The organism is Mesorhizobium sp. NZP2077, assembly GCF_013170805.1.
Classification (GTDB): domain Bacteria; phylum Pseudomonadota; class Alphaproteobacteria; order Rhizobiales; family Rhizobiaceae; genus Mesorhizobium.
The window spans coordinates 6,659,120-6,683,104 of the sequence record NZ_CP051293.1 but is presented as its reverse complement, the minus strand read 5'-3'; the positions used below and the strand labels follow the sequence as shown (position 1 = coordinate 6,683,104).

24 protein-coding genes, 1 tRNA gene and 1 pseudogene are annotated in these 23,985 nt (G+C 57.5%); 8 read left to right on the top strand and 18 right to left on the bottom strand.

The annotated features are described in order from the left end of the window. Positions 1 to 926 precede the first annotated feature (926 nt). The 7 genes and pseudogenes from HGP13_RS32915 to HGP13_RS32890 all read right to left on the bottom strand — a co-directional run bounded on the left by HGP13_RS32915 (position 927) and on the right by HGP13_RS32890 (position 6,504). Complete coding sequence (locus HGP13_RS32915; RefSeq protein WP_172234673.1) at positions 927 to 2,405, bottom strand: IS66 family transposase; 1,479 nt, start codon at positions 2,403 to 2,405, stop codon at positions 927 to 929. Positions 2,406 to 2,514: 109 nt separating this feature from the next. After that, on the bottom strand, positions 2,515 to 2,871 hold the full coding sequence (tnpB, locus tag HGP13_RS32910; RefSeq protein ID WP_023772705.1) for an IS66 family insertion sequence element accessory protein TnpB: 357 nt from the start codon (positions 2,869 to 2,871) through the stop codon (positions 2,515 to 2,517). Further along, complete coding sequence (locus HGP13_RS38680; protein ID WP_172225057.1) at positions 2,868 to 3,314, bottom strand: transposase; 447 nt, start codon at positions 3,312 to 3,314, stop codon at positions 2,868 to 2,870. The genes tnpB and HGP13_RS38680 overlap by 4 nt, the downstream gene beginning before the upstream one ends. Positions 3,315 to 3,603: 289 nt before the next feature. Continuing rightward, complete coding sequence (locus tag HGP13_RS32900; protein WP_210266338.1) at positions 3,604 to 4,647, bottom strand: HNH endonuclease; 1,044 nt, start codon at positions 4,645 to 4,647, stop codon at positions 3,604 to 3,606. 145 nt (positions 4,648 to 4,792) lie between these two features. Next, positions 4,793 to 5,452, bottom strand: a complete 660-nt coding sequence (locus HGP13_RS32895) for a hypothetical protein (RefSeq protein WP_172233945.1) — start codon at positions 5,450 to 5,452, stop codon at positions 4,793 to 4,795. A gap of 23 nt (positions 5,453 to 5,475) precedes the next feature. Continuing rightward, a pseudogene (locus HGP13_RS38205) lies at positions 5,476 to 5,571 on the bottom strand (thermonuclease family protein); the annotation flags it as partial. Positions 5,572 to 5,649: 78 nt separating this feature from the next. Then, positions 5,650 to 6,504 (bottom strand): hypothetical protein, encoded by an 855-nt coding sequence (locus tag HGP13_RS32890; RefSeq protein ID WP_210267818.1) that lies wholly within the window; start codon positions 6,502 to 6,504, stop codon positions 5,650 to 5,652. Positions 6,505 to 6,759: 255 nt separating this feature from the next. Here HGP13_RS32890 and HGP13_RS32880 point away from each other — a divergent pair, with 255 nt between their 5' ends. Then, complete coding sequence (locus HGP13_RS32880) at positions 6,760 to 10,311, top strand: AAA domain-containing protein (RefSeq protein WP_172233941.1); 3,552 nt, start codon at positions 6,760 to 6,762, stop codon at positions 10,309 to 10,311. After that, positions 10,308 to 12,062: a phospholipase D-like domain-containing protein gene (locus HGP13_RS32875; RefSeq protein WP_172233939.1), complete on the top strand. Its 1,755-nt coding sequence runs from the start codon at positions 10,308 to 10,310 to the stop codon at positions 12,060 to 12,062. Before HGP13_RS32880 ends, HGP13_RS32875 begins: the two co-directional genes overlap by 4 nt. Positions 12,063 to 12,175: 113 nt before the next feature. On the opposite strand, the gene HGP13_RS32870 is transcribed toward HGP13_RS32875, so the two are convergent. Both HGP13_RS32870 and HGP13_RS32865 read right to left on the bottom strand, forming a co-directional pair. Continuing rightward, on the bottom strand, positions 12,176 to 12,583 hold the full coding sequence (locus HGP13_RS32870) for a hypothetical protein (RefSeq protein ID WP_210266337.1): 408 nt from the start codon (positions 12,581 to 12,583) through the stop codon (positions 12,176 to 12,178). Positions 12,584 to 12,691: 108 nt separating this feature from the next. Then, on the bottom strand, positions 12,692 to 13,339 hold the full coding sequence (locus HGP13_RS32865; RefSeq protein ID WP_172233937.1) for a hypothetical protein: 648 nt from the start codon (positions 13,337 to 13,339) through the stop codon (positions 12,692 to 12,694). A gap of 154 nt (positions 13,340 to 13,493) precedes the next feature. On the opposite strand from HGP13_RS32865, the gene HGP13_RS32860 reads away from it, so the two are divergent. Next, positions 13,494 to 14,417, top strand: a complete 924-nt coding sequence (locus tag HGP13_RS32860) for an HNH endonuclease (protein WP_172233935.1) — start codon at positions 13,494 to 13,496, stop codon at positions 14,415 to 14,417. 14 nt (positions 14,418 to 14,431) lie between these two features. Beyond that, complete coding sequence (locus tag HGP13_RS32855; RefSeq protein WP_172233933.1) at positions 14,432 to 15,334, top strand: hypothetical protein; 903 nt, start codon at positions 14,432 to 14,434, stop codon at positions 15,332 to 15,334. Positions 15,335 to 15,342: 8 nt separating this feature from the next. On the opposite strand, the gene HGP13_RS32850 is transcribed toward HGP13_RS32855, so the two are convergent. Continuing rightward, complete coding sequence (locus HGP13_RS32850; RefSeq protein WP_172233931.1) at positions 15,343 to 15,678, bottom strand: helix-turn-helix transcriptional regulator; 336 nt, start codon at positions 15,676 to 15,678, stop codon at positions 15,343 to 15,345. 190 nt (positions 15,679 to 15,868) lie between these two features. Here HGP13_RS32850 and HGP13_RS32845 point away from each other — a divergent pair, with 190 nt between their 5' ends. Continuing rightward, positions 15,869 to 16,393, top strand: coding sequence for a hypothetical protein (locus tag HGP13_RS32845; protein WP_172233929.1), 525 nt, complete (start codon positions 15,869 to 15,871; stop codon positions 16,391 to 16,393). Between the two features lie 117 nt (positions 16,394 to 16,510). On the opposite strand, the gene HGP13_RS32840 is transcribed toward HGP13_RS32845, so the two are convergent. Next, on the bottom strand, positions 16,511 to 16,786 hold the full coding sequence (locus HGP13_RS32840) for an Arc family DNA-binding protein (RefSeq protein ID WP_172233927.1): 276 nt from the start codon (positions 16,784 to 16,786) through the stop codon (positions 16,511 to 16,513). A gap of 285 nt (positions 16,787 to 17,071) precedes the next feature. Here HGP13_RS32840 and HGP13_RS32830 point away from each other — a divergent pair, with 285 nt between their 5' ends. The 3 genes from HGP13_RS32830 (at position 17,072) to HGP13_RS32820 (ending at position 18,688) form a co-directional block, all read left to right on the top strand. Further along, the gene (locus tag HGP13_RS32830; protein ID WP_172233923.1) at positions 17,072 to 17,347 is read left to right on the top strand and encodes a hypothetical protein; all 276 of its coding nucleotides are present in this window, start codon (positions 17,072 to 17,074) and stop codon (positions 17,345 to 17,347) included. Between the two features lie 177 nt (positions 17,348 to 17,524). Further along, the gene (locus HGP13_RS32825; RefSeq protein WP_172233921.1) at positions 17,525 to 18,613 is read left to right on the top strand and encodes a site-specific integrase; all 1,089 of its coding nucleotides are present in this window, start codon (positions 17,525 to 17,527) and stop codon (positions 18,611 to 18,613) included. 3 nt (positions 18,614 to 18,616) lie between these two features. After that, a tRNA-OTHER gene (locus tag HGP13_RS32820) sits at positions 18,617 to 18,688 on the top strand. A gap of 602 nt (positions 18,689 to 19,290) precedes the next feature. On the opposite strand, the gene HGP13_RS32815 is transcribed toward HGP13_RS32820, so the two are convergent. The 7 genes from HGP13_RS32815 to HGP13_RS32785 form a co-directional block, all read right to left on the bottom strand. Then, a complete protein-coding gene (locus tag HGP13_RS32815; RefSeq protein ID WP_172233919.1) occupies positions 19,291 to 19,638 on the bottom strand; it encodes a type II toxin-antitoxin system HicB family antitoxin in 348 nt (115 codons plus the stop codon). After that, positions 19,635 to 19,814, bottom strand: coding sequence for a type II toxin-antitoxin system HicA family toxin (locus HGP13_RS38200; protein ID WP_281411009.1), 180 nt, complete (start codon positions 19,812 to 19,814; stop codon positions 19,635 to 19,637). The genes HGP13_RS32815 and HGP13_RS38200 overlap by 4 nt, the downstream gene beginning before the upstream one ends. A gap of 557 nt (positions 19,815 to 20,371) precedes the next feature. Then, positions 20,372 to 21,124, bottom strand: a complete 753-nt coding sequence (locus HGP13_RS32805) for a GGDEF domain-containing protein (RefSeq protein ID WP_246707205.1) — start codon at positions 21,122 to 21,124, stop codon at positions 20,372 to 20,374. 140 nt (positions 21,125 to 21,264) lie between these two features. Then, a complete protein-coding gene (locus tag HGP13_RS32800) occupies positions 21,265 to 21,981 on the bottom strand; it encodes a thermonuclease family protein (RefSeq protein WP_246707204.1) in 717 nt (238 codons plus the stop codon). A gap of 18 nt (positions 21,982 to 21,999) precedes the next feature. Then, positions 22,000 to 23,199, bottom strand: a complete 1,200-nt coding sequence (locus tag HGP13_RS32795; RefSeq protein WP_172233917.1) for an ABC transporter substrate-binding protein — start codon at positions 23,197 to 23,199, stop codon at positions 22,000 to 22,002. 99 nt (positions 23,200 to 23,298) lie between these two features. Beyond that, positions 23,299 to 23,529 carry a hypothetical protein gene (locus HGP13_RS32790; RefSeq protein ID WP_172233915.1) on the bottom strand — a complete coding sequence of 77 codons (231 nt, stop codon included), beginning with the start codon at positions 23,527 to 23,529 and terminating at the stop codon, positions 23,299 to 23,301. Between the two features lie 18 nt (positions 23,530 to 23,547). After that, positions 23,548 to 23,916, bottom strand: a complete 369-nt coding sequence (locus HGP13_RS32785; protein ID WP_172233913.1) for a hypothetical protein — start codon at positions 23,914 to 23,916, stop codon at positions 23,548 to 23,550. Positions 23,917 to 23,985 lie beyond the last annotated feature (69 nt).

The window sequence follows — 23,985 nt, the reverse complement described above, 5'->3', positions numbered from 1 at the left end:
GCGGGCCGTCAACCGGGATAACTTCAATTAACTAGAGCTAGAGCGAGACGGGAAGATGTGTATCGTGGCGGATTTTGAAAGCCTCAGCTGCTGCTTTCGTCAAAGCTGGAGCCAGTAGCTGGAGAATGCCGGAAGAAATGTCTTTGACGGCGGCAGCTACAGCCGCCCGTCGCAGGCCGCTTAGGTTGAAGCCTGCCGCTCGTACCAGTGACCCGTCATCTGCTACGCGGCGAGCGAAGGCTTGAGCGCCGCCAAATTCTGAAGTAATGAAGAATGGTGGAGACGGCCTTTAAGTCGTCTGGGAGCCGACTATCGGCGACTGTATGGGTGCTGGCGATGGTCAGCATCTACCGCTGATATACTGCGGAGTGGCGCTCTTAAGGGTGCTGTCTCGTGCGAGGGTTTATCCCTTCCGAATGAGGGGCGATCTCTTACGGGGTTGCTGCACGTCCGCTTCATCTCGATGAAGCAAAGGATGTGCAATATGAGCAAATCGAACAAACTGGCAAAACTCAAAATCCTGCGCGCCAACAAGCAAAATTGGCGATGCTTCTACTGTGACTATCTGATGTGGCAGGGGGACCCGACACGCTTCGCAGCGCGCTATAGTCTTCCGGGCGGGTTTCTCAACCGCTTCCAATGCACTGCCGAACACATGCAACCCCGAGAGAATGGCGGCGAAGATAGACATGAGAACATCGTAGCGGCGTGCAAATTCTGTAATCAGACAAGGCATCGAATGAGTGAGGTGCTAACCCCAGCCGCCTACCGGCAGCACGTCCGGAAGCGCGTGAGAGCCGGTGGGTGGCATCCTCGTCAGTTTCGTCATTTGTTGAAAGAGGCACGGCATCTTCCCAGACCGAAGCGAAAGGCACGGCGTGGATGATCAGTGTGCGGACATAAGAGTTCGAGCGTAACCGCTGTTCTCAGGCCACGGCCTTGAGTGGCGCGGTGGCATAGGCCCAGGGCAGCAGGTCGTCGAGCTGGCTTTGCGGATGGCCTGCGACGATGCGGGTGATGACGTCGGCAAGGTAGGCGTACGGGTCGACGCCGTTGAGTTTCGCGGTTTCTACGAGCGAGGCGATGGTCGCCCAGTGCTCGCCACCGCCGTCGGAACCGGCGAAGAGCGCATTCTTCCGATTGAGGGCGATTGGCCTGATCGAGCGTTCGACGACGTTGGAGTCGATCTCGACGCGGCCGTCGTCGAGGAAGCGACCAAGTCCGGCCCAGCGCGAGAGCGGGTAGCGGATTGCTTCAGCGAGCTTGCTCTTCTGGCTGACCAGGGCGAGCTTCTCGCGCAGCCATGGCTGGAGGGTATCGATGATGGGGCGGCTTCTCTCCTGGCGCGCGGTGCGCCGCTCTTCGGGCGAGCGTCCCCGTATCTCGTTCTCGATCTTGTAGAGCTCGGCGATGCGCTGGAGCGCCTCCGTGGCGATCGGCGCGGGCCCGGACTGGGCCAGTTCGTAGAAGCGTCGACGGACATGCGCCCAGCAGAACGCCAGGCTCACGGCATTGCGCTCGGCCAACGCCCGGTATCCAGCGTAGCCGTCGACTTGCAGGACCCCGACGAAGCCGTGAAGGTGCCGCAGTGGCTGTTCGGCCTTGCGGTCGGGTGCATAGAGATAGGCGACGCCGGGTGGATCGATCCCGCCCCAGGGGCGATCGTCGCGAGCATAAGCGAACAGCTGGCCCGTCTTGGTGCGGCCGCGCCCGGGATCGAGCACCGGCGCCGTGGTCTCGTCGGCGAAGAGCTTCCCGGACGCCTTCAGCCGCTCGAACAACCGCTCGTGGATGGGGCGGAGCAGGAAAGCCGCCTTGCCGACCCAATCGGCAAGCGTCGAGCGATCCAGGTTCACGCCTTGGCGGGCGTAGATTTGCGCCTGGCGATACAGGGGAAGATGGTCGGCGTACTTGGAGACCAGCACATGGGCGACGGTCGCCTCAGTCGGGATGCCGCCCTCGACAAGCCGTGGCGGAGCCGGTGCCTGCACCACGACCTCCTCGCAGCTCCGGCAGGCGTATTTCGGTCGGCGCGTGACGATGACGCGGAATTGGGCCGGCACGATGTCGAGGCGCTCGGAGCGATCCTCGCCCATGACATGCAGCATTCCCTTGCAGCACGGGCAGATCTTGTCGGGAATGTCGATGATCTGCTCGATACGCGGCAGATGCGCGGGCAGTGATCCACGGTTGGCGCGGCGCTTCCTGGCGCGAGCCTCGCGCTTGGCAGTATCGGCGGTGTCCTCCGCGGCGAAGCCTTCAGCCTCGATCTGCTCGGCCTCTTCCAGGCCCAGCAGCAGCTGGTCGACCGGCAGGCTCTCTGCCCTGCGGCCGAAGCGGTGGCGCTGCAGTTCCTTGATGATCTGGCGCAGCCGCTCGTTCTCGGCGCGCTCCGCCGCGAGCATCGCCTGAAGCGCGATCGGATCGTTGGTCTGAGGCTCGGCCGGGTTGCTCACAAGGCCGATTCAATCATGCATTCCAATGCTTTGCCAGCGCCTCTAGCCTCCCATGGAATCAACTTGCCGCGACCGGCGCGCGCGTCTCGCGGGCGTCATGCACGCGCCGCCAATCCAACCCTTCCAGGAGCGCCTGCAATTGCGCCGCCGACAACCTCACCACGCCATCGGTGATGGCAGGCCAGCAGAACTTCCCGTCCTCCAGACGCTTCGCCAGCAGGCACACGCCGGTGCCGTCGAAGTACACCAGCTTGACCCGGTCAGCGCGCTTGGCCCTGAAGACGTAGACCGCGCCAGAGAACGGATCGGCGCCCATCGTCTCGCGCACCAGCGCCGCCAGGCCCTCGGCCCCCTTGCGGAAGTCCACCGGCTTCGTCGCGACCATCACCTTGACCACACCCGTCGGCCCGATCACGACGGCGCCTTCAGCGCACGGATCACCGCAGCCACCGTCCTGGCGTCGGCGCCACGACCGACCCGCATGGCGACGCCGTCAATCTCCAGCTCTATCACGCCGGTTTCTCGCGCGGCCTTCCGCCTCCGTGTCGATCTCGCGCGCTTCCCCGCCGGTTCGGGCTCCTGTGCCGCGACCACCGCTGGAACAAACAACGGCTCCGGTGCCGGCGCATTCGCCAACGGCACCCGCGCGGACCGGCGCCAGGCGAACAGCTGCTGCGGGGACAATGCATGTCGCCGAGCCACCGCGCTCACGGTCTCGCCAGCATCGTAGCTTTCCGCCACGATCCGCGCTTTCTCCTCCGGCAACCATTCGCGCCGCCGTCCAGAACCCGTGAATATCTCAAGCCGTCGAACCGGCTCCTCGTCCCTGGACTTAAGCGTAAGCTCTGAAATCGTCATGTGTCGAAGCCCTCAAAGGCTCCGAGCATCGTCGCTCACGACAACGCGCGAAAGGTGCCAACGGGACAGCGCTTACGTTCGAGCGGGGTTCGCCTTCTTTCTGCTGGCGGATTTTTGAAGCTTCAGCGATGCGCTCGCTAAGGGAGTGCCGGGTAGTCAGGGCATGCAGTGGATTTTGTCTTTGGCAACTCGGCCTCCGAGTTCCCGCAGGTCTTCGTCAGGTCCACCTCCGATTTATGAAATCAAATCCCGGCGCTTGGCGACGTGGCAGACCTCGTCCCGGCGTGTCTTAGGCTGGCAGGCTCTGATGATGGGCCGCCGTAGCTATCTCATTTAGCAACGTCCTGAGTTGCGCAATCGAAAGCCAAGGTTTGCGGCGATGGAGCATGCGATGGCAGTTTGCGCAGACCAATGCGAGGTCGCTCAAAGCCGTCTTGTCGCCCTCACGTAGCGTATGGAGCGGTCGAACGTGATGCACCTCGATGAAGCCGTCACCATGCGCGCCATACCGGTCCGCGAAGGAAAGGTCGCAAGCTTCGCAACGAAGCTCGTGGGTCTGGTCCAGCGCCTTCCGCTTGCGAGCCTCCACCAGCTTCCTGTTTCGTTCCCGTCGTTGGTGCAGGACAGTCAGCAGCCGGCCTTCTTCGGCTTCCTCTATGTAGTCGAGGTCGGCCTGACCCGTCCGGTCCGCCCCTGCCTCAATGGCGGCTCGAATAGCGCTTGCGACGGCGCGCAATCGGTCGGGAGCTTGAGAGAACTCGTTCCACACAAGCTCCTCCTCTCGTCCACCATGGCTCAGACCGGATTTGCCCACGGCAGCGAATGCGGGATCGAAACGGCGGAAGTTCATCACCTTCATGTAGATGCCGTTTGAGTTCCGGAACTCTGTGTCCCCCGAAACACCGAGGATCGCGGCCAGCTTGCTTAGCTCTTCCGACAGCTTAGCGATCTTGCTGCTGGTCTTGCCCGGCGGAGAGGTTGGGTTCTCCATATAGAGGTCGAGCGCTAGGATCAGCTCATCGCGCGTCCAAGTCGGATTGCGTGGCGTCGCTTCGGTGGAGCGCATGTCGAAACCGAGATTGCGGAGCACATGTGCAACCGTGCTCTCGCCGCCTGAAAAATCCTCAGAGCGCAATGGCACCGGCTTTCCGGGAAGATAGCCATACGCGGCACCCGCAATCGCCTTCGAGTGGTACTCTCGCTCTCCAACGACCAGAAAGTACTTACGCGCCTTGCCAAACCGATACTTGGCTAAGAAGCGCTCAGCACCCACCCGGTCATATTCAGCAAGCGCTAATTCGACGGCGGAACGCGTCAAGTCGGCTAGTGCCATATTTCTCCCTCACTAGCTTTTGAACTTCGGTTCACTTGATCAGACCGCGGGCATGTCAAACTTCAGGCGAACAGCGGCGTGCGCTCCACTCTGAGCTAAACGCCGTTGTCCCGCTTGCTTAGCCCGTAGGCTTTCCGAAATGATCCTAATCATCGCCTCTCAACTTCTTGACATGGGTGTCGCTGGCACTCGTTGCATCGATCAATGATAGGCCGCCGCTCGCGCCCAAACGACGCTCGATGTTCTTGAGCGCTTCTGCGATCTCGCGAATGGCGGGCTTTGTCGCTATACCGCGCAGTCCGGCAAATTGGGCGATGTCCAGTTTGTGCGATGAGATTTTCCGCTGCCCCGAGAGATTGTAGCATGTCACCGCAACATCGAATGGTTTGAGCCTTTGCCCGCCTGACTTCGCGTCCGAGCCGTATAAGACGTAGCCAACTCCAAAGAGCGCGGCAATCTTTTCACCCTGAGGCAGTACGCCGATTGGCGCTCTTTCAGCATCATTCGTCAAGGCCACCTGATGAGCCGCGAAATCAGCTTCATCGCCAATCAGCTTGTATTCCACCCGCAATGCAGGCCCCTGTCCTATATTGGCCAAATTGAAGATTATTCCTCCGTTTCCGTCCGGGTGCGTGGACAAGAACGGCACCACCTCTGGATCGGTCCCAGCCTTTCGTAGGCGACGGTTCTCAGCTGCTAAGAGTGCTGTCAGGACCACAATTGCTAAAGTGAAAATTGTGTAGACAACCGAAGAGATCGCGGAAATCGCAGCGCTAGTGTCTGCCGTTAAGAATGGTTCAGACATTCCAGATGGCTCCTTTACCTGCACTATGGGCGCGAAGTTGGTGGACAGCTAGTTGAGCCGCATACAAACGGTCCGGCCAAGCCCTCAGAGATCAGTGCCTCGCCCACGCCCCAACCATTGGCCCGCAGGATAGCGCAGGTTCGCGCGCAGTTGCATGCGGCACGAGCCATCCTCTAACCAGCGCAAGTGAGGGCTTCTCAGCACAAATCCACCCAGTGGCATTCGAAGCTTTCGGTATCGCTTGCCTGTGCTGGGTCGGGGTGCAAGACAAGACAGTCGATCCTGAAATGTCTGCTCAGTTCACGTTGAATGTCGCAGAACTGGACCCACCTAGCAGTGCGGCGACCAACCGCCCACTTGGCCCAAAACTGCAACGGGGCAACTATGAAATTGCGCGTGGCAGTAAGAGCGTGCGTGCATCGCCCTTTGGCCATTGCCTCACCGCTGATAGCTTCAAGATTGTCGCGAACCACAGCCGCGTAGGCAAGCAATTCCAGAAGTGCAACGACCGGGCTCTCGTTGCTCCGCCCAACCTTCAATTCGACAAGCCCGAAGCTCCCTTCGCAAATTCCGACGAGATCGATCTTTCCAATTCCAGCATCCGAGCGTGCGGCCTTCAGGGGAAATTGATAGTCAATGAGCTGTAGCAGGTTCCCGTCAGGTAGGCGCAGCTTCCCCTGCTGGTAGAGCCGTCTCGCGAGCCACTCTTCCGCCCGGTTTGATGTATCCTGAGTTCGGTCGGTGCTAGAGTGAGAAACAAAATATGGCCGCTTTCGGAAAGGACCGCGTTGCACATCGTAGGCGCTTTTAAGCTGTGACGCGCTAAGGCTTGCAGCCATGTCACTCGATTGTCGCGCTAGGCGAAGGTGATCTAGCAACGTCGAAGGGGTTTCTTCTGCATCGGTCATAGGGCGTTCACCGTGGATAATGTTTGCGATGATAGCATGACATCCCCGTCCCGCAGGCTTGGCGGATTTTGAAGCCTCAACCGTTGCCCTCGTCAAAGCCATGGCGGGTAGCTGGGGAATTTTTTTGATTTTGTCCTTTGGCACCGGCAGCTACAGCCCCCGATTTGCTAATACTCGCAGAGGCAGCCTTCTGCTGGGCTTCTGAAATCAATTTCACCAATAGCTTCTCGCACTAGCGCCGCCCTAGCAGTAGGGTGCCTGTGAGATACTTTTCTAAGCAAGAAACGCGGCTTTTCCCCGCTTCGCCCTGAAGACTGTGGGAGACTTAAAGAGCCGCTATCTTTTTCTTGAAAGTTGGTCATGTTGTCGCGGTGGGCGGTTGACCGGGGATGGGGTGGCGTGAAAATCAAGAGTAGACGTGAGGCATCGTTTCTCGCGAGGTATTCGCCTGCCGAGGGCTACCTGTTGCGACCAGTTCGTGCGGTGGGTAAGCCGGGCCTCCTCGACGGCGTAACGGCCAACGGCGAAGCAGTTATCATCCGAGAATGGCCACGTTTAGCCAAGCAAGACGATCATGATCTAGTTGAGATTTGGCGTAACGAGCTGCGTCTTCTGCACAGGGTATCGGGCTTTCCGGGAGCTGAGCAGACAATCGCCCGCCTTATCGATGCCGGGCAAGATGCCAAAGGCTTCTATATTGTTATACTCGCCGGCGAGAAGCGCCCGTTGGCTGTATTTCTCGATGAACGCCGGACGTCATCGTGGGTTCGGCACACGTCGTCGCCAGCAAATCGCAAGCGTCTTTGGGAAAATCTGCGGCGAATAGCCAAGGGTCTCGACATCCTACACAGCCAAGGTTTGATCCATTGCAACCTTGATACATGGTCGGTCTTGACCGCTGGTTCGGATGAGCCGGACTTTCAGCTAACCGGCTTTGAGTGGTCCATGCGTATTGCAGGCACCCCAAAGACCCTAAAGTCGCAGCAGAAGAAAGCAAAGGACGACAGTCGCTACTCGTTTCTTGGGGACTGGGCCGCTTTTGCATCGCTATCAGCGACACTTCTTCGCGTCAGCGACGAGAGGCTCAAAAATCCCAAAATCGCTGCACACGAGGTTTCCGACGCGGTGAATGCCGACGAAGTGACCCTCTTGCGTTCTCTTCTAATTCCCTCAACGCTTCGGCGCACTGATGGCAATTTTGTAGATCGAGAAATTGAGAAAATTGTCATTACGCTCGCTGGTCATGAGGCTGCGGACAATGCGCAATTTCAACTTGTATTAGGGGTTGGTCCCAACTCTGACATCTCAGAAGCCATTCGAGAGGCGAGCGACCTCAGTATTGAACTGACAGATTTGAATGGTCAGCTGGGCTTCGTCAGCAATGACCTAACTGACAGCCCGCGTCTAATTGTTTCTGGCGAAAATCATCGGCCTATGTATTTCCTTCGTGGGCAGCAATTAGTCTACCGCTTGACGCCCTACGCAGTCCAAAATTCGCCCAAAGCAACTTGGGAGTTCGCAAAATGTGAAAAAGCGACTTTAGCTTCAGATTGGGGTGGAAACGTGGTGGAGACGTTCCCGCTAGTCCGAAATGCGTTATCCCTGATGACATTTGGCGACGCGGCAAAGCGCGCGCCAAGATTGCGCGGACGCGTACCTTTCTGGAGCACAATTTTCGATGGTGCGGAAATTGCGAAGGCACCAAGAGTTAGGCGCGAAGAGCGTCTGTACCGGGCACTTTCAACGCTGCACGCATTGGAACTTGTGATCGCCTCCACAGGTGTGTTCCCAATTACTGTTATGCGCCGGCTCGACGGTTTTAGCGAGGGTGCAGATGTAAGGGTAGAGCTTAAGGTCAGGCCCGACCCCGACCGTGACGCACTTAGCCTGTCACTGGGATTACGGAACTATCGAGAAAGGCTCCGCGATCTCCTTGAACGCGACAACGTGGCCGAGGATGAAGGCTGGGTTTTGACAGATGCCAAGAAAATCGGGAGGCGATCCGCGACAGACGTAACTTTGCAGTTCGACGAATTTGTCGAACGCGCGGGAGAGCACGTCTTCGTCTTTCGAGTGCTTGGCAATCGGCCCCTTAGTCTGGGAGACGGATTGCTGGTACCGGGGGACTTTCGGGGCCTACTTGCCCAGTTTAGCCGGAAGGCTCACGCGCTCATTGGTCTGAGGGAACATTCTGAGCTTTTGCGAATGCTGTCGGACCCCCGGTCTCGGCTTGTTGACAGTCACGAGCTTGTTGATCAAGACGAAATTTTCGCCGATCTCGACAATGCCAAACAGAAAGCCCTCAGCGAAATAACGTCAGTGCTGCCGGTCTACTTCGTTCAAGGGCCTCCGGGCGTTGGAAAGACGTTTCTGGTAAGCGAGCTGGTAAGGCGCTCGTTCAAAGATGAACCTTCATCCCGCATACTATTGAGTGCTCAAAGTCATCATACCGTTGATCACCTTATGGACGAATTGCTGAAGGGTCATACAGAAAGTGATCAACTAGACCTATTGGCAGTTCGCTGTCGTGCGCGTGACGATAGCGACACAATTAGCGCCTTTGACGTTCAGAAGCAGGCGGACAAACTGGGAGAACAATTCGCACTGAGCGACTTGGCGAAGGGATGTTCAGATCACCTACGGGACAGAATTAGTCAACTTAGTGCAGCCGTCGAACAGAGACGGGCAGCGGCAAGCGTGCTGGATCGAAGAGCCCTATCGGGTCTAGTTATGCGATCAGCCAACCTTGTGTTCGCCACCACAAATTCCCGCGATCTCGAGAGGCTATTTGATGAACGAGGTCAATTCGACTGGTCAATCGTAGAGGAAGCAGGAAAGGCCACCGGCAGCGAATTATTGATGCCGCTCCTCCTCTCACATCGCCGCTTGCTCATTGGTGATCACAACCAGCTGCCGCCTTTTGGCTCCGACCAGATAGCCCGTTTGCTCGAAAATCCGGGCAAGATCAGAGATGTACTGATGGTAGGGCTGGAGCATATTGATCACGCGCTTAAGGAATTCATTGGCGACGACTTGCTCCAGCTAATCGAGCGCGAAGACGCCGAATATGAGATGTCCCAGCTGTGCAGTGATACCAATAATGCGCTCTACTATTTTAAAACTTCTGTGGATACGGAACTAGAAAGACAAAAAAACCCTCGCTCGGCTGGATCGAGTATTGCTGGAGTTTTAAATGTACAGCACCGAATGCACCCACAGATTGCCAACGTTGTTTCGGAGTGTTTTTACAAAGGTGAGATCGACAGTTCCGATAAGGCCGTCAAAACTTTCCTAGCCGGACCGGGTGTGCTCAGCGACCGCGCAAGCACTGTTCTTGGTAGGGCGGCAGTCACCGTCATTGACATGCCTTATCAGCAGGCAACCGTGAACAAGCGAGATACGGAGCGACTACCCCGCTACACTAATGCCGATGAGGCCGATGCAATTCGTCGGATAGCAGCAACCTTGCAGCCCCACGAGAAGTGCAAAGATAAGCCGAGCCTAGCCATCATCTCACCCTATGCTCGGCAAGTGGAGACGCTACGGCAAACAATCCGCGCCGATGTCAATGCGTCAATGGCACTGTCAGCTTTTGACCCAGTGGCAAGAGGAGGTGAGTTCTTTAGCACCGTAGATGCGTTTCAAGGAAATGAGGCAGACATCATAATCGTCTCTCTTGTGAGGAATAATCATCATTCTACGCCTGTTCGCGCGCTGGGGTTTGTCGGTAACGCTCAACGTATGAACGTTCTTCTCAGTAGAGCGAAATGGCGACTTTTCATTGTCACCAGCTTGGATTTCCTGAGAGCCGTATCGTCGCCGATTGGAAAGGCGCTGCCGGAAGACATGGCTTTCTTGACCAAGTTTTTGGGAATTGTGCAAGACTACCAAAAGCAAGACGCTGACGTGTTGCTGCCTTATCAAACTCTTATCTCTCGGGCAAAACAATGAGCGTCGTTGTTGGAATTCCTATCTTAAAAGACGCCCGTCGCTTCCATTTCGAAAAGGGGCGTCGGTGGTCGGTATTTGAACATGCGATACTGGAAGCCCTCGTAAAGCGGAACTACACAATCGACCAACTTCATATTGAGAGCGCCTTGCCAAGGCGAGTGATCGTCGAAATCCTGATCCGGCTTATGCGCTCGGGATGGGTAGAAATTCGCAACCGCCAATCATCTATCGAATTCCAGTCAACTCCTATTGGCGCTGTGACAGCCACACTTTTGGAATTGCCGCCTGTCACTGAACCCAGCAAAAGGTTCATAGGCTTCGCGATTGAGTTGGTGTCGGGTTGCATTTTCTATTCGCGCGATTTGACGATTATAAAGGACGGTGACTGGGAGCGCGTTACGAGCGGGCGGCCCTCGATCCAGATTACTGCACCACAGCCTGATCGATATGGCGCATTAAACATAAGAAGACTGTCTGAGGTGCTATTGGACGACGACGAGGAGCTCATTCGCGTTGATTTGAATGAATGGAAACCCGCCAAGCGGCTTGCGCTTGTCACTGTGGTCGGGAAGAAGATCGAAGGGTTGGGAAGCGAAATTTCGGAGGAGCTCCAAAAGTCCGTTACGGATGCTGCGATCAAGGCGATTGGAAAGCGGGGCCATACTCAAGGTCTATCCCTTCCAGTCAGCAGGGGTACTATATTTCGCTCCTCAGAGTACGAAACTCGACCGATCCAGTTTCGAGCCGACGATATCATAATGAGCGGGCCCGATCATTCGGCTTTGCTCAATGAGGCTGCTCGCGTCTCCAAGCATCGTATTGTTATCCATTCCACCTTCGTTGACTACGAGAAAGCTGTCGCCGTTCTGGACACGTTGAAGCCGGCGCTCAATCGAAACACACACCTAGACATATTGTGGGGCCAATCCTTTGAGAAGGATGGGCTGAACAAAACCCGGCAGGCAGCAACTAAGCTACACGAACTGATTGTGCGTGATGGACTTGAGGACCGAGTTCGGGTCCACTTGGACAGCACAAGGTCACATTCGAAAATTCTATTCTTTGATCGTGGAGAGCCTGATAATTTCAACGTTATTGTCGGCTCCTGCAATTGGCTGAGCACGTCATTCGAGAGCGTTGAAGCATCTATCAGGCTTCGTTCAAATCGCATCCTGTCAGACATCTGCTTTGAACTTGCGGAACTGGCCAAGCCGCAAGATGGACAAATCACCGATTTCTGCGCCGAGTTTATTCGCCTCGGTCGCAGTTTGGGCCGTAAGGAGGAAGCGTCGTCTAACGCTACCGCGAAAATCATCCTCGGCCACGAGCACGGCCATTACGTGCTGAGAGCGAGAGACGAGGCACAAAAATCAATTCTCATGCTAAGCCATCGGCTCGGCGGTGCGGCAAAGCCCAATTTGATACCTCTTGCTGTTGCAGCAAGATCGCGCAACCTGTCGCCTGAGGTCTATTTTGGTAGGTTTAACGATGACGTGGATGCGCAGCTTGCAAATGACGGAATTTTTGAGTTTCGGGAAGCAGGAGTGATTATCAGGGCAATCCAGAAGCCGCGTGTGCACGCTAAGGTGTTATGCTGGGATGATCGTGAACTGCTTATAACGAGTAACAATTGGCTCTCGGCTGACACGAGTACCGGGACGCCACATCGAGAACTCGGGATACTCATATCGAGCACATCCGCTGCAAGGCATTTTCGAGATAGGTTTGAGGCTCAGACGAAATACGCCTGACCGCCCTCGTTCTCGTATGCCCCGGCTGAGCCACATAGACTACAGATAAGCAGCTCTTTCGACCAGATACACGTGTCCGGATGCGAGGAGCGTCCGGCCGGAACGGCCAATGGTCATGCTTCCTTGGATGTGTAAGTCAATTCGGGTTTGCGCATGGTATAGTCTTGCGTCTTCGCCTCCGAAATGCCGGCAAGCCTTGTTTCCCTTGGTTGGACCAACCGCGCACTGATATTGTAGCGGGGATACGTGCCGATGATGTCGGGGTGCATATGTGCCGCGACCTCAACATCCGACTGCGAGACGTAGCGCCCGCCCCATTTTTGAATGATGTGTTTCAGTGGCCGCGTCTGCTGAACAATGCCCTTGGTCTTCGTTTGAGCGTCCAACCATTCGTAGGCGATGCGGATACAATCGTCGTGTTCGTGACGATGGTCACGTTCGATGTAGGGTGTAAACAGCTTAGCCTTGGCGATTTGTGCCGAAGTGAGCATTACCGTCCCCATGATCTGGCGGACGCTCAATGTAAGTCCGCGTGCTTCTCGTGGTCAAGAAAATGAGCGGCTACTTTCACCATTTAGTCGAGCGTCGCAGGATTTCATCGTTCGCATGCCGCCGCAATGAGGCGACGGCTACTGAGTTTTGAACTGACCGCGAGGATCGTCGCGGGCGTCGGGGACCAGTTCATAGCTCTCCAGATTTGCCATATTCAGAAAATACTTCGACTTTCGTCGTGGCGCTCCCCGAAGCCAATCAGCTAGTTCTGATTGCGTGACCTTCAGCCAATCTGGAAATTCGTCAGGGCCGCCGAACTGTCCTTCGATCAAACCGACCAAAGCGCTGATGTAGACGACACGACCAACGGCGGGAAACTCGTAAATCTCAATCCCCCGACTGCCTTGAAGGCGATCTTCAATCAGCCGGTTCGCGATTTTCAAAACGATATTATCCTCCGGGTATCGCTCATCAACGAGAAGCCAATTTACAATCTCCTGCCTTCGGTCGTTGTCGGTTGAACCGTGGAAGGCACCAAGCCCCATGTTGCAGATGGTACAACACGGGACCAGTTTGCACTGTCCAAACCTCTCCCGGATTGCCTTCTTGGTGACCAATCCGCCGTCCGCGAACCTGTGAAGCACGTAGACCGGGGGTTGGTGATCAAACTTCCCGTCATTCGGCATCCCGCAGTAGATGCACTGTTCGCCAGCGATGGTTTCATACGCACGCTCGAAACGCAGTTCAGCTTGGCGTCGGTTGTACCGTTGCTTTACCCGGCCCATAGGACCCATCCAACTCAGAGCGTTGAGACCCAGCGCCATCCAATGGTATGAATGGGACACGATCAAGTTGTAAGGCAAAAAAGGAAACAGTTCCTTGGGTCGCTCCGCCTAGGTCGATAATCCACGAAGCCGATACGAACACGAGGAAGTCCCGATGGGCGTCAGGATCGTAGTGGCGGTAACAGATAGCGACTGGTTCACTCAGTTGTGCCGACAGCCCGATCTCGCCGAGGTCAACTTTTGGTCTCCCTCGCCAAAGTCCTTCCGCGCGTTGCAGCCCGGCGAGTTGTTCTTATTCAAGCTCCACGCCCCCATAAACATGATTGTTGGCGGTGGCGTCTATGCCTCATCGACGATCATGCCTTTGTCGCTTGCATGGGAAGCGTTCGGGATCGCCAACGGCGTTACGAGCCTTACAGAGATGCGGTCTCGCATCCTGCGTTATCGCAAAGTCGATCCGGCGACGGCAGGCCCGATAGAAATAGGATGCCGCATCCTCGCACAGCCCTTCTTTCTCCCAGAAAGTCAGTGGTTTTCTCCGCCAGCATCGTGGTCACCCAACATCGTCAGCCTTCGTGGCTATGATACCTCGGAACCAGAAGGGAAAGCGCTGTGGGAGGCCGCACAGGCCGCTATGGCCCTTTCGGTTGATCCACATTCGCTTGCGGAGGAGCAAGCCCGCTACGGCGAGCCAACTTTGATCCGCCCGCGTCTTGGCCAAGGGGCGTTCCGGCTGGTAGTAACAGACCTATATGGCCGACGCTGCGCGATTACCAAGGAGCGCACCCTACCGGCCTTGGAGGCTGCCCATATACGGCCATACGCGGACGGCGGAGAGCATTCCCCGAGCAACGGCATCCTTATGCGGCGGGATATCCACAGCCTCTTTGACCAAGGCTACGTTACCGTCACGCCCGAGCACCGCTTTGAGGTCAGCCGCCGCATCCGAGAAGAGTTCGAGAACGGACGGCATTACTATGAACTTCATGGATCGGAGATAGCACTGCCGAGAGATCACGTCGCGCTCCCTGAAAAATCTGCCCTTCGATGGCACAATGAGAGCCGGTATCTGGGCTGATGGCTTGGCATCTGATGAAACCCGACGATATCCCCGATGAAAATCTGCTCTACATCGTAGGCCAAGCCGACAAAGAGCTGTTCGAAACTGGAATGGACATCAAGCGCCGCCTTTGGGAAGTACCAAGGCTGGTAATGAAACGCTTCGGCTATCTCACTTATACGATAGGCGGTCCGGGCAGGCCAAAAATTCTCGAGCGGATCGACAGAGCGTTTGCGTCTATCTACCGCAAACAAGACCTCGCGGTCGGCGGACATATTGGCGTGTTTATGTACCGAGACATCTTCGCCCGGATTGCAGTTCCGCACGTCTTTGGAACTGTGAGCATAAACCCGTTTGAGTGTATCGATTTGACGCCCGTCCAACTCCGCATCATTCAATCCGAGCCTGAGGAGATGGAGTTACTTATTGATCAATTCTCGGACGTTGCCGACATTCAGTATGGAACGCAGGAAATCAAAAGCCCCTTCGCGAAGATCGAACTCGTTTCCCGTTACATTGGGCTGGCGAGGCTTCATCTCCACGCCGCGTCAGCCATCCTGACCGGAGGCTATGACTACAGAGGAGCCGTCCAAAGTTCCTTGCTCGCAAATGAACTTGCCTTGAAAGCTGGCGCAGCGGCGAATGGGCTGAGTGAGGGCCAAATCAAAAAGATGTTCAACCACGATGCGAGCAGCGCGGCCCGGCTCATCGCTGCGCATTGGTCATCATTCGATCTTGATCGCGTGCTGCGAGTGATTGCGACGCAGCCCCAATACGTTCTCAATCGATATGCCGCCACCCAGCCCCAAAGAAGGGACGTAGGACACCTTGTCATGGGAGTGCAATTCATCGTCAGTGAAGTTGTTCGCCACCTGTCGGACCGGGATTTCCGGAAAGACATTCGACCACCCTTTGCGCGCCGATATCCCGCTTAGAGGGGCCTTCAACCTTTGTTTCGTAGCGCCGCCTCAACCACGCCGTTTATCCATTGAAGGTCACTTTCGGACAGAGCAGCCAGACGAGTTGTCAACTCTAACAGCGGGCCGCGACGCAATGCCCCGGAGGGGATTTCTGGGCTGAACAACTCGGCAGGATCGACCTGAAGAGCCGCCGCGATCTTTTCAATCATCGGGAAGCGCGCGCCTGTTGCCCCAACCTCGATCTTGGAGATGGTGTCGATGCTGACACCAGCTCGGTCGGCCAGTTGCTCTTGGGTATGTCCGGCGCGCTTGCGGTGCGTCATTACGAGCCGCCCGAACCGCTTCCGTAGGTCGTCCATGCGCTCCTCCACACCATCAGGTGTAGAGCGGAGGTGGCGGCCACTTTAGAGCCGCTTACTCTCGATTTTTCTACGACTTGCAATCTATTTGCTGAAAGCCGCAAGTCGGCTACTATTTTGTGGCATTTCGGTAATCATCGTCCGGGAACGTTATTCCTCGGCAAGGCGTGGAGAGGGGAGATTTTTCACTATGAAGCAGGGCATTTTTGCATTCACGTTCGCAACGCTAGTGATCGTTTCCACCGCTTACGCCGGGGAGAAAAACCAGTTCGACTTCAAGGGAGTGGTCCTTGGGGAAATCGCAACCCCTGAATTTATCCAGCAGACACTTGGAGCTTCTTGTGGAGCTAATGGCGGCATGCAGGTTTGCAACGGGGGAGTGACCATCGCGCAGGCACCAGCCGCAATCAACCTAGTCATCGGAAAAACTGGCCGCGTCATACGCATCGCGCTTCAATTCAATTCCGGCGAATACGCTGATGTGGAAGAAGCATTGACGGGCAAGTTTGGTGTGCCGAGGGTCCACCGATCTACAGTCCAGAATGGCATTGGAGCACAGTTTGATCAGATCGAGAGCTATTGGGGAGATGACGAAGCGTCGGTGGTGCTCCATCGATATGCGGGGACAGTGCGCCAGAGCCTCGTCTACTTTTCCACTGCAGAAGACGCAGCTATGAAAAGAGCAAATGCTGCCGCAAATCAGGGCGACCTCTGACATCGCATATTCGAGCTCAAGCTGACATCAGCAACGTCCAATGTCTTATGGTCGCATCGCCGCTGCATGAAATGAAATTGATTTCAATGGCCAGGAAACCCAAACTGTCTGAGCCGCTCAGCCTTTTGTGCGTTTGTCGCTTTTTGTTCCCGACAACTCCCAAACCCTATCGTTCAGTTCGCTGGCCAGGTCCTCAAGGTCGTGAATACGCTTTTCGTGGTCATGAAGCTGGTGCTCAACCGGCTCCCGTTCGCCCACGCTTAAGAAGCTCTTTTCGAGCCTAGAGACGATCTCGCCATTCATGGTTCGATTGTTTCGCTTTGCCGCCTCCTCGATTTGTCGTCTGAGGGCTGCTGAAATGCGAAGTTTCATGTCGGGGGCTGTTTTGGTCATGGGTAATCAATACCCCAGAGTGGGTTTGACTTAAAGGGTCAGCTGTCATACCCTCTGTGGGGTATAGTTACCCCATGGCGAGGAACTGAGTGTGAAAATGCACGATATGAAAATCCGGGTGTCTGTCGATTTGAAGGAATGGCTCGTACTTCGGGCAGAGCGCAACGGGAGATCGATGACTTCCGAACTCATCCAAATTCTGAAAGCCGTGAGGCAGACCGGGGAGGGACGGCCCGAAGAACGCCTGAACTATAGGGAGTAGCCGTAGTGGCGAGGGTGAAGAAGATGCCCAAAGACAAAGCTGCGTTTGACTACCCGGAGCTCTATGCGTCAATTTTTTACGGAAAATGGACCAGCGAGAGCACGATCAGGCGTCGCGCCGTGCAGCGCGGCTACCTCATTCGAAAATCACGCCGCGTGAACCTGACACCGTTCGATCAGGGCGGGTACATGCTCATCGAAATAGGGACCGATACCATCGTAGTTGGACCTCGGTTTGACGCCAATATCCTCGACATTTTAGTCCACCTTCGGGACGCGAGCGACTATGGGGCAGCTTAACATCGTCGTACGTGGCCCGAAGTTCAGAACGGCCAAGCAATTGGTCGCGGACGGGACGTTTCCGGTCTCTCAGGCGACCCTTCTCAAACTGGCAAAGGAACACGGCATCGGCAAGAAAATGGGCCGTACAATCGTGTTCTCCGTGGATGATGCAACCAAACTCTATGAGGCAATGCCGTGCCCATCAAACTCGTCCGACGCCCCAAATCACCAAACTGGATCATGCGCGGCTCCTTCCGGGGACAGAGCATTGAAGAAACTACAGGCACTCCTGACAGGCAAGCCGCCGAAGCCATCCGGGTCAAAAGGGAAGACGAACTCCTGACGGAGAGTATCTACGGCAAAAAAGCGACCGTCACCTTTGCAGTCGCCGCGCTCGACTATCTGGAACATGGCGGCGGGGAAGCCCGGTTCCTTAGACCGCTTGTCGATCACTTCCGCACAACCATGCTTCGGGATATCGAACAGCATGCCTTAGATGTTGCCGCGAAGAAGCTCTATCCGAAGGCGGGACCGGCCACGCTCAACCGGCAAGTCTACACGCCAATGGCGGCTATTCTTCGACATGCCGCCCGAAAAGGATGGTGCGCTGTTCCCACCTTGGCGCGTCCGAAGCAGCCGAAAGGTAAGCTGCGGTGGATGACGCCCGCCGAAGCCGACCGGCTCATTGACGCATGCGCGCCCCACCTTCGCCCGCTAGTTGTCTTTATGATCTACACGGGCGCACGGGCGGGCGAAGCCCTATGGCTAGATTGGTCCAATGTCGATCTAGACAAGCTACAGGTGACTTTCTCAAAGACGAAGAACGGGGTACCGCGTAGCGTCCCTCTGCATCCCCGCGTTATAATGGAATTGTCGAAATCCAGTCCCCGCAAGGGGCCGGTCTTTCTAACCCACAAGGACGTGCCGTACGGACGCCCCGACCCCGCCAAGGAGGCGGACACGTCCGCAGGCACACGCATTGGCGGTGCCTTCTTCGGAGCGTGCAAGCGAGCCGGTCTTGGTTGGACGCTCCCCGGCAAGGACGGGAAGCCGGTCTTCAAAACGGATATCACTCCCCACATATGCCGCCACACATGGGCCTCATGGCACTACCAGGAGAACCGGGATTTAGAGAGGCTACAACAGCTTGGTGGATGGAAAATCCTCGCAATGGCGATGCGCTACGCTCATACCAACGTGGAAAAGCACGCCGATAGCATCAACGCACTGCCTTGGGGAAAATCCGGGGACAAGACAAGCGAGAAATCGAAAAAGGTCGCATAATGAATAGTTTATCAGCAAGCTGCCACTCCCTTGGTAAGGGAGAGGTCGAGAGTTCAATCCTCTCTCGCAGCACCAGCCTGTCCCATTGATTGGGCACGACTATCTGACTTTCTTGGTCTTTTTGCCACCTGTCTGGTGCACAGGGGGTGGTGTATGCTGCGTGCGTTTGATACTCGCGCCCTTCTGCGTCTCCCGCAAGGCGAATGAGCCCGACAGCTGCCCCTGCCACGCCTCGAATTGATAGGGTTGTGAAGTTTTCCTTCCCCGTTTTTGCGAAACTTCCGAAAGGAGGCAAGATGGTCGATGCCGAAGCACTGATGCAATCGCACGGCGGCCCTCGTCGAGGAGCTGGAGCGCTTCTCCGGCATCACCAGGCGCCAGGCAGCTTTTTTCGCCTTGGACTAGAACAATAAGGCGTCATCGGCCTTCAACACGGCGCGCAAACTGGAGCTCGGCATTGACGAAGCCAAGTGGTGGCGGGAAAGAACCTCGCCCCACGCACGTCCAGGCTGGCCGCGAGAAGATCCGCTATAAGATTTCGACCGGCTGGTACGACCCGGCCGTCAAGCGCTACATCAGGCTTGGCGAGGAGCCCGCTGCCGATGCGTCGGTAAGCCAGTCATCAAGGGGTTCTCCTAGTTCCGGAAGGGCGGCGCGCCTTAGGCCTGCAACCGGCCCTATGCATAGTTGTCGTTGGCGTCGGCGGCCTTTGCCAGGGCTTCCTCGCCCCATTGGTTGAGGCTCTTGCCGGCCAACTCGGCAGCTATGGCGATCGCAGTATGAACCCGAGGGTCAACACGCAGCATCAGATTGCCGGAATAGGGCTTCTGAGGCTCTTTGCCGACCTTCTTGCAGGTCTCCACATAGTCGTCCACAGCTTCATGGAAGGCTGCCTTTAGATCGGCAACGGTGTCAGCGTGAAAGCCAACCACATCGCGGATGCCGGCGATCTTGCCGGTGAAGATTTCATCTTCGGCATCGAACTCGATCCGTGCGGCGTATCCCTTATAAGCCAAGACTTTCATGGCTTTACTCCTATTTGCGAGAGGAAGTCTCTGGCGTCCTTGACCTGGTAGCGCTTTGCCTCCTTTGCCGGATGAGGGCGGTGGAAGCTGGCGATATGGTCTTTGAAGGCAAACCGGACGCGTGAGCCGTTGCCCTCGATAACGGTGCATCCGACAGCAATCAGAAGGCTCTCAATATCGTCCCAGGCGACGGTGCCCTAAACCGGGTTGGCAAACACCGCTGCCAAGGTCTTTTTCTGCTTGCTGTTCATGCATGCAACATATGCAAGCATCTCCAACGTGCAAGCAGAAAACGCATGCATGGCCAGTTGAAACATAGGTTGGAAAACGAATGCCTGCCACCTATCCCAAAGTAGCATCCCAACGCCGCGCGATGTACGCAGGGGCCGAGGGTCGGGGCGTGCTCGGCATCCCAAAGCCCATCGGCGAAGAGTTTGTCGGCATGGACAGCGCGGGTCAGGCAGCCTCGCTGATGCTGGTTGCGCCCGATGGTGATGTCCACAGTGTTCCTCGTCGATCGACACCAGCTGGCCTGGCCATTGGTGCCGGCCTGGTGGCAAGTCGGATGCTCCCCTTTTTCCAAGAAGCAATTGACCGGCTTGGGGAAGTGGGGGGACGAGAAGCAATCCTTGTTTGCGTTAAGTCCGCCCGCCAACCGCACGCTCTCAGACCTGGGAAGTCACTGGATGGAGTATCGACTGGTCGTTCGCGTCGCCGGCTGGAGCTCCGGCCGTCAACTGTTTAGATGCGTCAGTTCAAACCCGGCTTCATCCTGCGCGTCGGACAGGTGCTGTTCGGCGGACCGGAACATGTCCGAGAACTCCATCTCGTTCTCCAGCATGACACCGCCGACCTTGATGCTTAGGACATCTTCGGTTCCTTTTGGCGCGAAATAGACTTGTGCGATACGTGTGCGGATACGTTCGCCGATTTCCTCAGCCTCCGCTTCGGTCGCGCCCGCGAGGAAAACCCCGAACATCGAGGCGCCGATGCGTCCGATCAGGTCCTCCTCGCGCACCGACGACTGGATGGTCGAGACGATGAGCCGCAAGGCCTCGTCGCCCCATTCAAGGCCAAAGCGCATGTTGATGGACCGAAGGTGTTCCGGATGAATGACCAGGAAGGCCCCGGAGCGTGGTCCTGGCCCTGATCGCCTGGCTGCCCGTCGTTCGATCATCGACGTGAAGACCGGCCCGTTCAGGCACCCCGTCAAGCTGTCATATGTCCCGGACCTGTTGAGTTCCTGCTGGTAACGGCGGATTTCGGCCCGATTCCAGCCGATCAGCGCGAAAAGCGGCAAGCCGATGATCACCGGCAGCAGCCCCGCGCTGATCATGCTGCGGGCGAACGGCGTCAGCGCGTCGCTGAACAGGAGCAGGTAGTTGAGGCCAAGGGAAAGGCCGAGGCTCCCCGCGGTTCCCAGCAATGTCAGCCACGCGATGCGCTTCCAGGGCTGGGCAGTGGTGGTCGCCATTGGTCTTGTCATGGGCCAATCTCCTGTCAGATCGGCTGGTATAAGGCCTGCTTGCCGTAATTTCAGTTTCGCTGACCTGTACAATTTGATGAAAAGGCGGAGTGTCGTCTCCGACATGCCTCGGGGCGAGGCCGGCTTGCCGGCGACTTTGCCTATCGCGGCGGCCCGAAGACACCCATCCCGGCACTCCTGGCAATTGCTTCCGCCTTGCTATAGATGCCGCCTGGCAGCGCCATGGCCCAGCCATTGGCGACGAGCCAGGCGCCGACATCCTGCTTGCCCAGCCGGCACGGTGCGGCGATGGCGAAGCGCTCGACATCCGGCGGCAGAAAACAGGTCAGCGCGCGCCCTCGCAGCCAGGCATTGAAGGCTGCGCGGGCCCGCTGGCCGCAGGGCCAGGCCTCGTCGCGAAACGAACAGGTCTGGTCCACGTCGATGTCCTGAGCCCCGCTGATGACCACCTTCCACCCCATCGACTCGAACGTCGCCGACGACGTTGCAATCGGACGGTAGAGCAGGGTTTCGCGCCAGTCTTTCGGCATGGGTGTCCGTGGGCGGACGGCGAGGCCGAGTTCTCCGAGCGGCGGCCGGGCTTCGACCCGCTCGATTTCCGATGCATCAACCGGCGGCGGGGCGATAAGGCTCTCGGCAATCCGCCGTGCCGGTCCCCGAGATTGTCCGTCGGCGATGGCCGCGTCCGCCGGGGCCTCTTGCCTGTCGGCAATTTCCAGGGACGGCGCAGGGACGGGCCGGTCGAGAGAAAGCGAGGCCTTGGCCTGCATGATCAGGACAATTCCGACCACGAACTCGAGGCTCCCGATCGCGAGGCGGGCATGCCAGCCCATCAGGCGAGCGCAGCGTTCGAGCAAGATCCCGCCGGCAGCCGGTCAGAAACCCGACGTCGATTTGGCAACCAGTTTGAGCGCACCCTTTTGAATCCGATAGAATGGCATCGATCTTTGGCTGGAGCCGTCAGCGCGAAAACGGAACAAACCTGTCGATCCGCGAAACCCGTTCGGGTTTTCGAGCACCTGTTTGCTGAAGCCATCAGGTCCGACCGCGCTGGCAATCCCTGCCGTCAGGGCAACCATATCATAGGCGTAGGCCACATTGACGTCGGCCGGGTAGTTGTATGCCGTCCTGAAGCGGTCGGCGATCGGTCCGGTTTCGCTTGGATCGAGCGTGGCGATGTATGCCCCCTCGAACAGCGGGTCCATAGGGTGCTCCAGCCATCGGTCCGTTCCGACGACTGAGATTGCCTTTCCCGGAATGCCCTTTGATTTGAGGGCGGCAAGGACAGGCGCGGGACTGTCATCGCCGCTGGCAACGATGACCGCATCGGGAGCGTCCACGAGTGAGCCCATCTGGTCGACCGCCTTGGCGCCACCGTCGCCGGCCGAGTACGGCACAGTGACCGCGAGCGTCGCGCCATAGATGCTGAGGCCGTTTGCCACCCGTTTCTCCACGGCGCTGGCGTTCGAGCCTTCCGCGACAAGCAATACGAACTTCTTGCCGCCTTTCGCGGCGAGCCCCGCGGCGCCCGCCGCGGCGCTGTCGGCTTCGCTGAGGCGCACGGCGTAAACACCGGCGCCGCCGGCGAAATTGTCGGCAAGCGCCAGAACCGGTGGCCGCTTTGAGCCGGACAGCGTGGCAATATGCTGGGCCGCCGCCAGTTCGGTCGGGCCGATGACGACTTTCGACCCCGTCGTTATGGCCTGCACCGCCAGTTTGCCGGCCTGTGCGTTGTCGCCTTTCGTGTCCTCTACCGTCAGCGTCAGCAATCCATTGCCGATATCCGTCATCGCCAGTTTGGCGCCGTCGAGCATCTTCCTGCCGTTTTCCCCCGACGTCCCTGTGGCGGACAAGGGCAGCAATATCGTGATTTTGGTCGAACCGGTGCCGAGCGACTGGCTCGCCTGGGCCGGACCGGCACCAGCGGCGGCATTCTGGACGGCGGGCGCTGCAATCGCGGCCGGATCGAGCACGTCGGAAACGCCGCTTCTCGACTGGCAGCCCGACAATACCATGGCAAGCGCCAGGGCGATTGCCCATGTCTGCGGACCGCGGCCCTGCCGGCCTGCTTCCATGATGCTCCACCCCGTCTGCCGCCGGGTATTTCCCGGTCTGGTCTTCAAGTCAAGTTACGGCGGACTAGCCACGCCGTCTTCCTGTTCTTTGATGCATGTTTAGCCGTCGAAAAGCCGGGCTTTCGCGCCATGATTGGTCTGGCCTGCCCGGCGGTGCGATAGTCGGCGCATTTCATCTATCGTGGCCCGGGCACGAAGATGCGGCGCACGCAAACGGCAAAGGCCCAGGCAGCCGGCGCCGGCCTGCGCGGCTAACAGATCAAGGCTGAGCAAGGCGATCGTTGCAGCGATCGCCGACAAAATTGATTCGTCTGATACCATGATGGCCAACAGGCGCGGCCCATCCGCTCAGTGCATGTACTCGACCATGCGGTCGTGGAAACACTCGCACTTGTTGAGCGTGTCTTCGTCTTTGTAATTCGTCTTCAGGTAGCCATAGGCCATGCCGCAGGCGACCTTGGCTTCCGATGCCCAGACGAAGGCAGGCCGGGATGAATTGATCCACTCCGAGCTCTTGGCGACGGCGACGGACTCGTCCATCAGCTTGACCACCTGCTCCTTGAGATCGACGATATTGTCGTTCAGCACCAGGTTGGACGTGCCGACGGTGCGGCAATAGTCGCCTACCGGTTCCCCTATGATGTCGGCGGCAAAGCCCGTAGATCCAGCCAGCAGCAGCGCCGCGGCCGAAGCCAGCAATCTTGCACAACGCTTCATTTAAGTCCCTCTCCATTCCCCAATTTATGGTTCACTAATATATAGCATGGTTGTACAACTGCGCGCTAC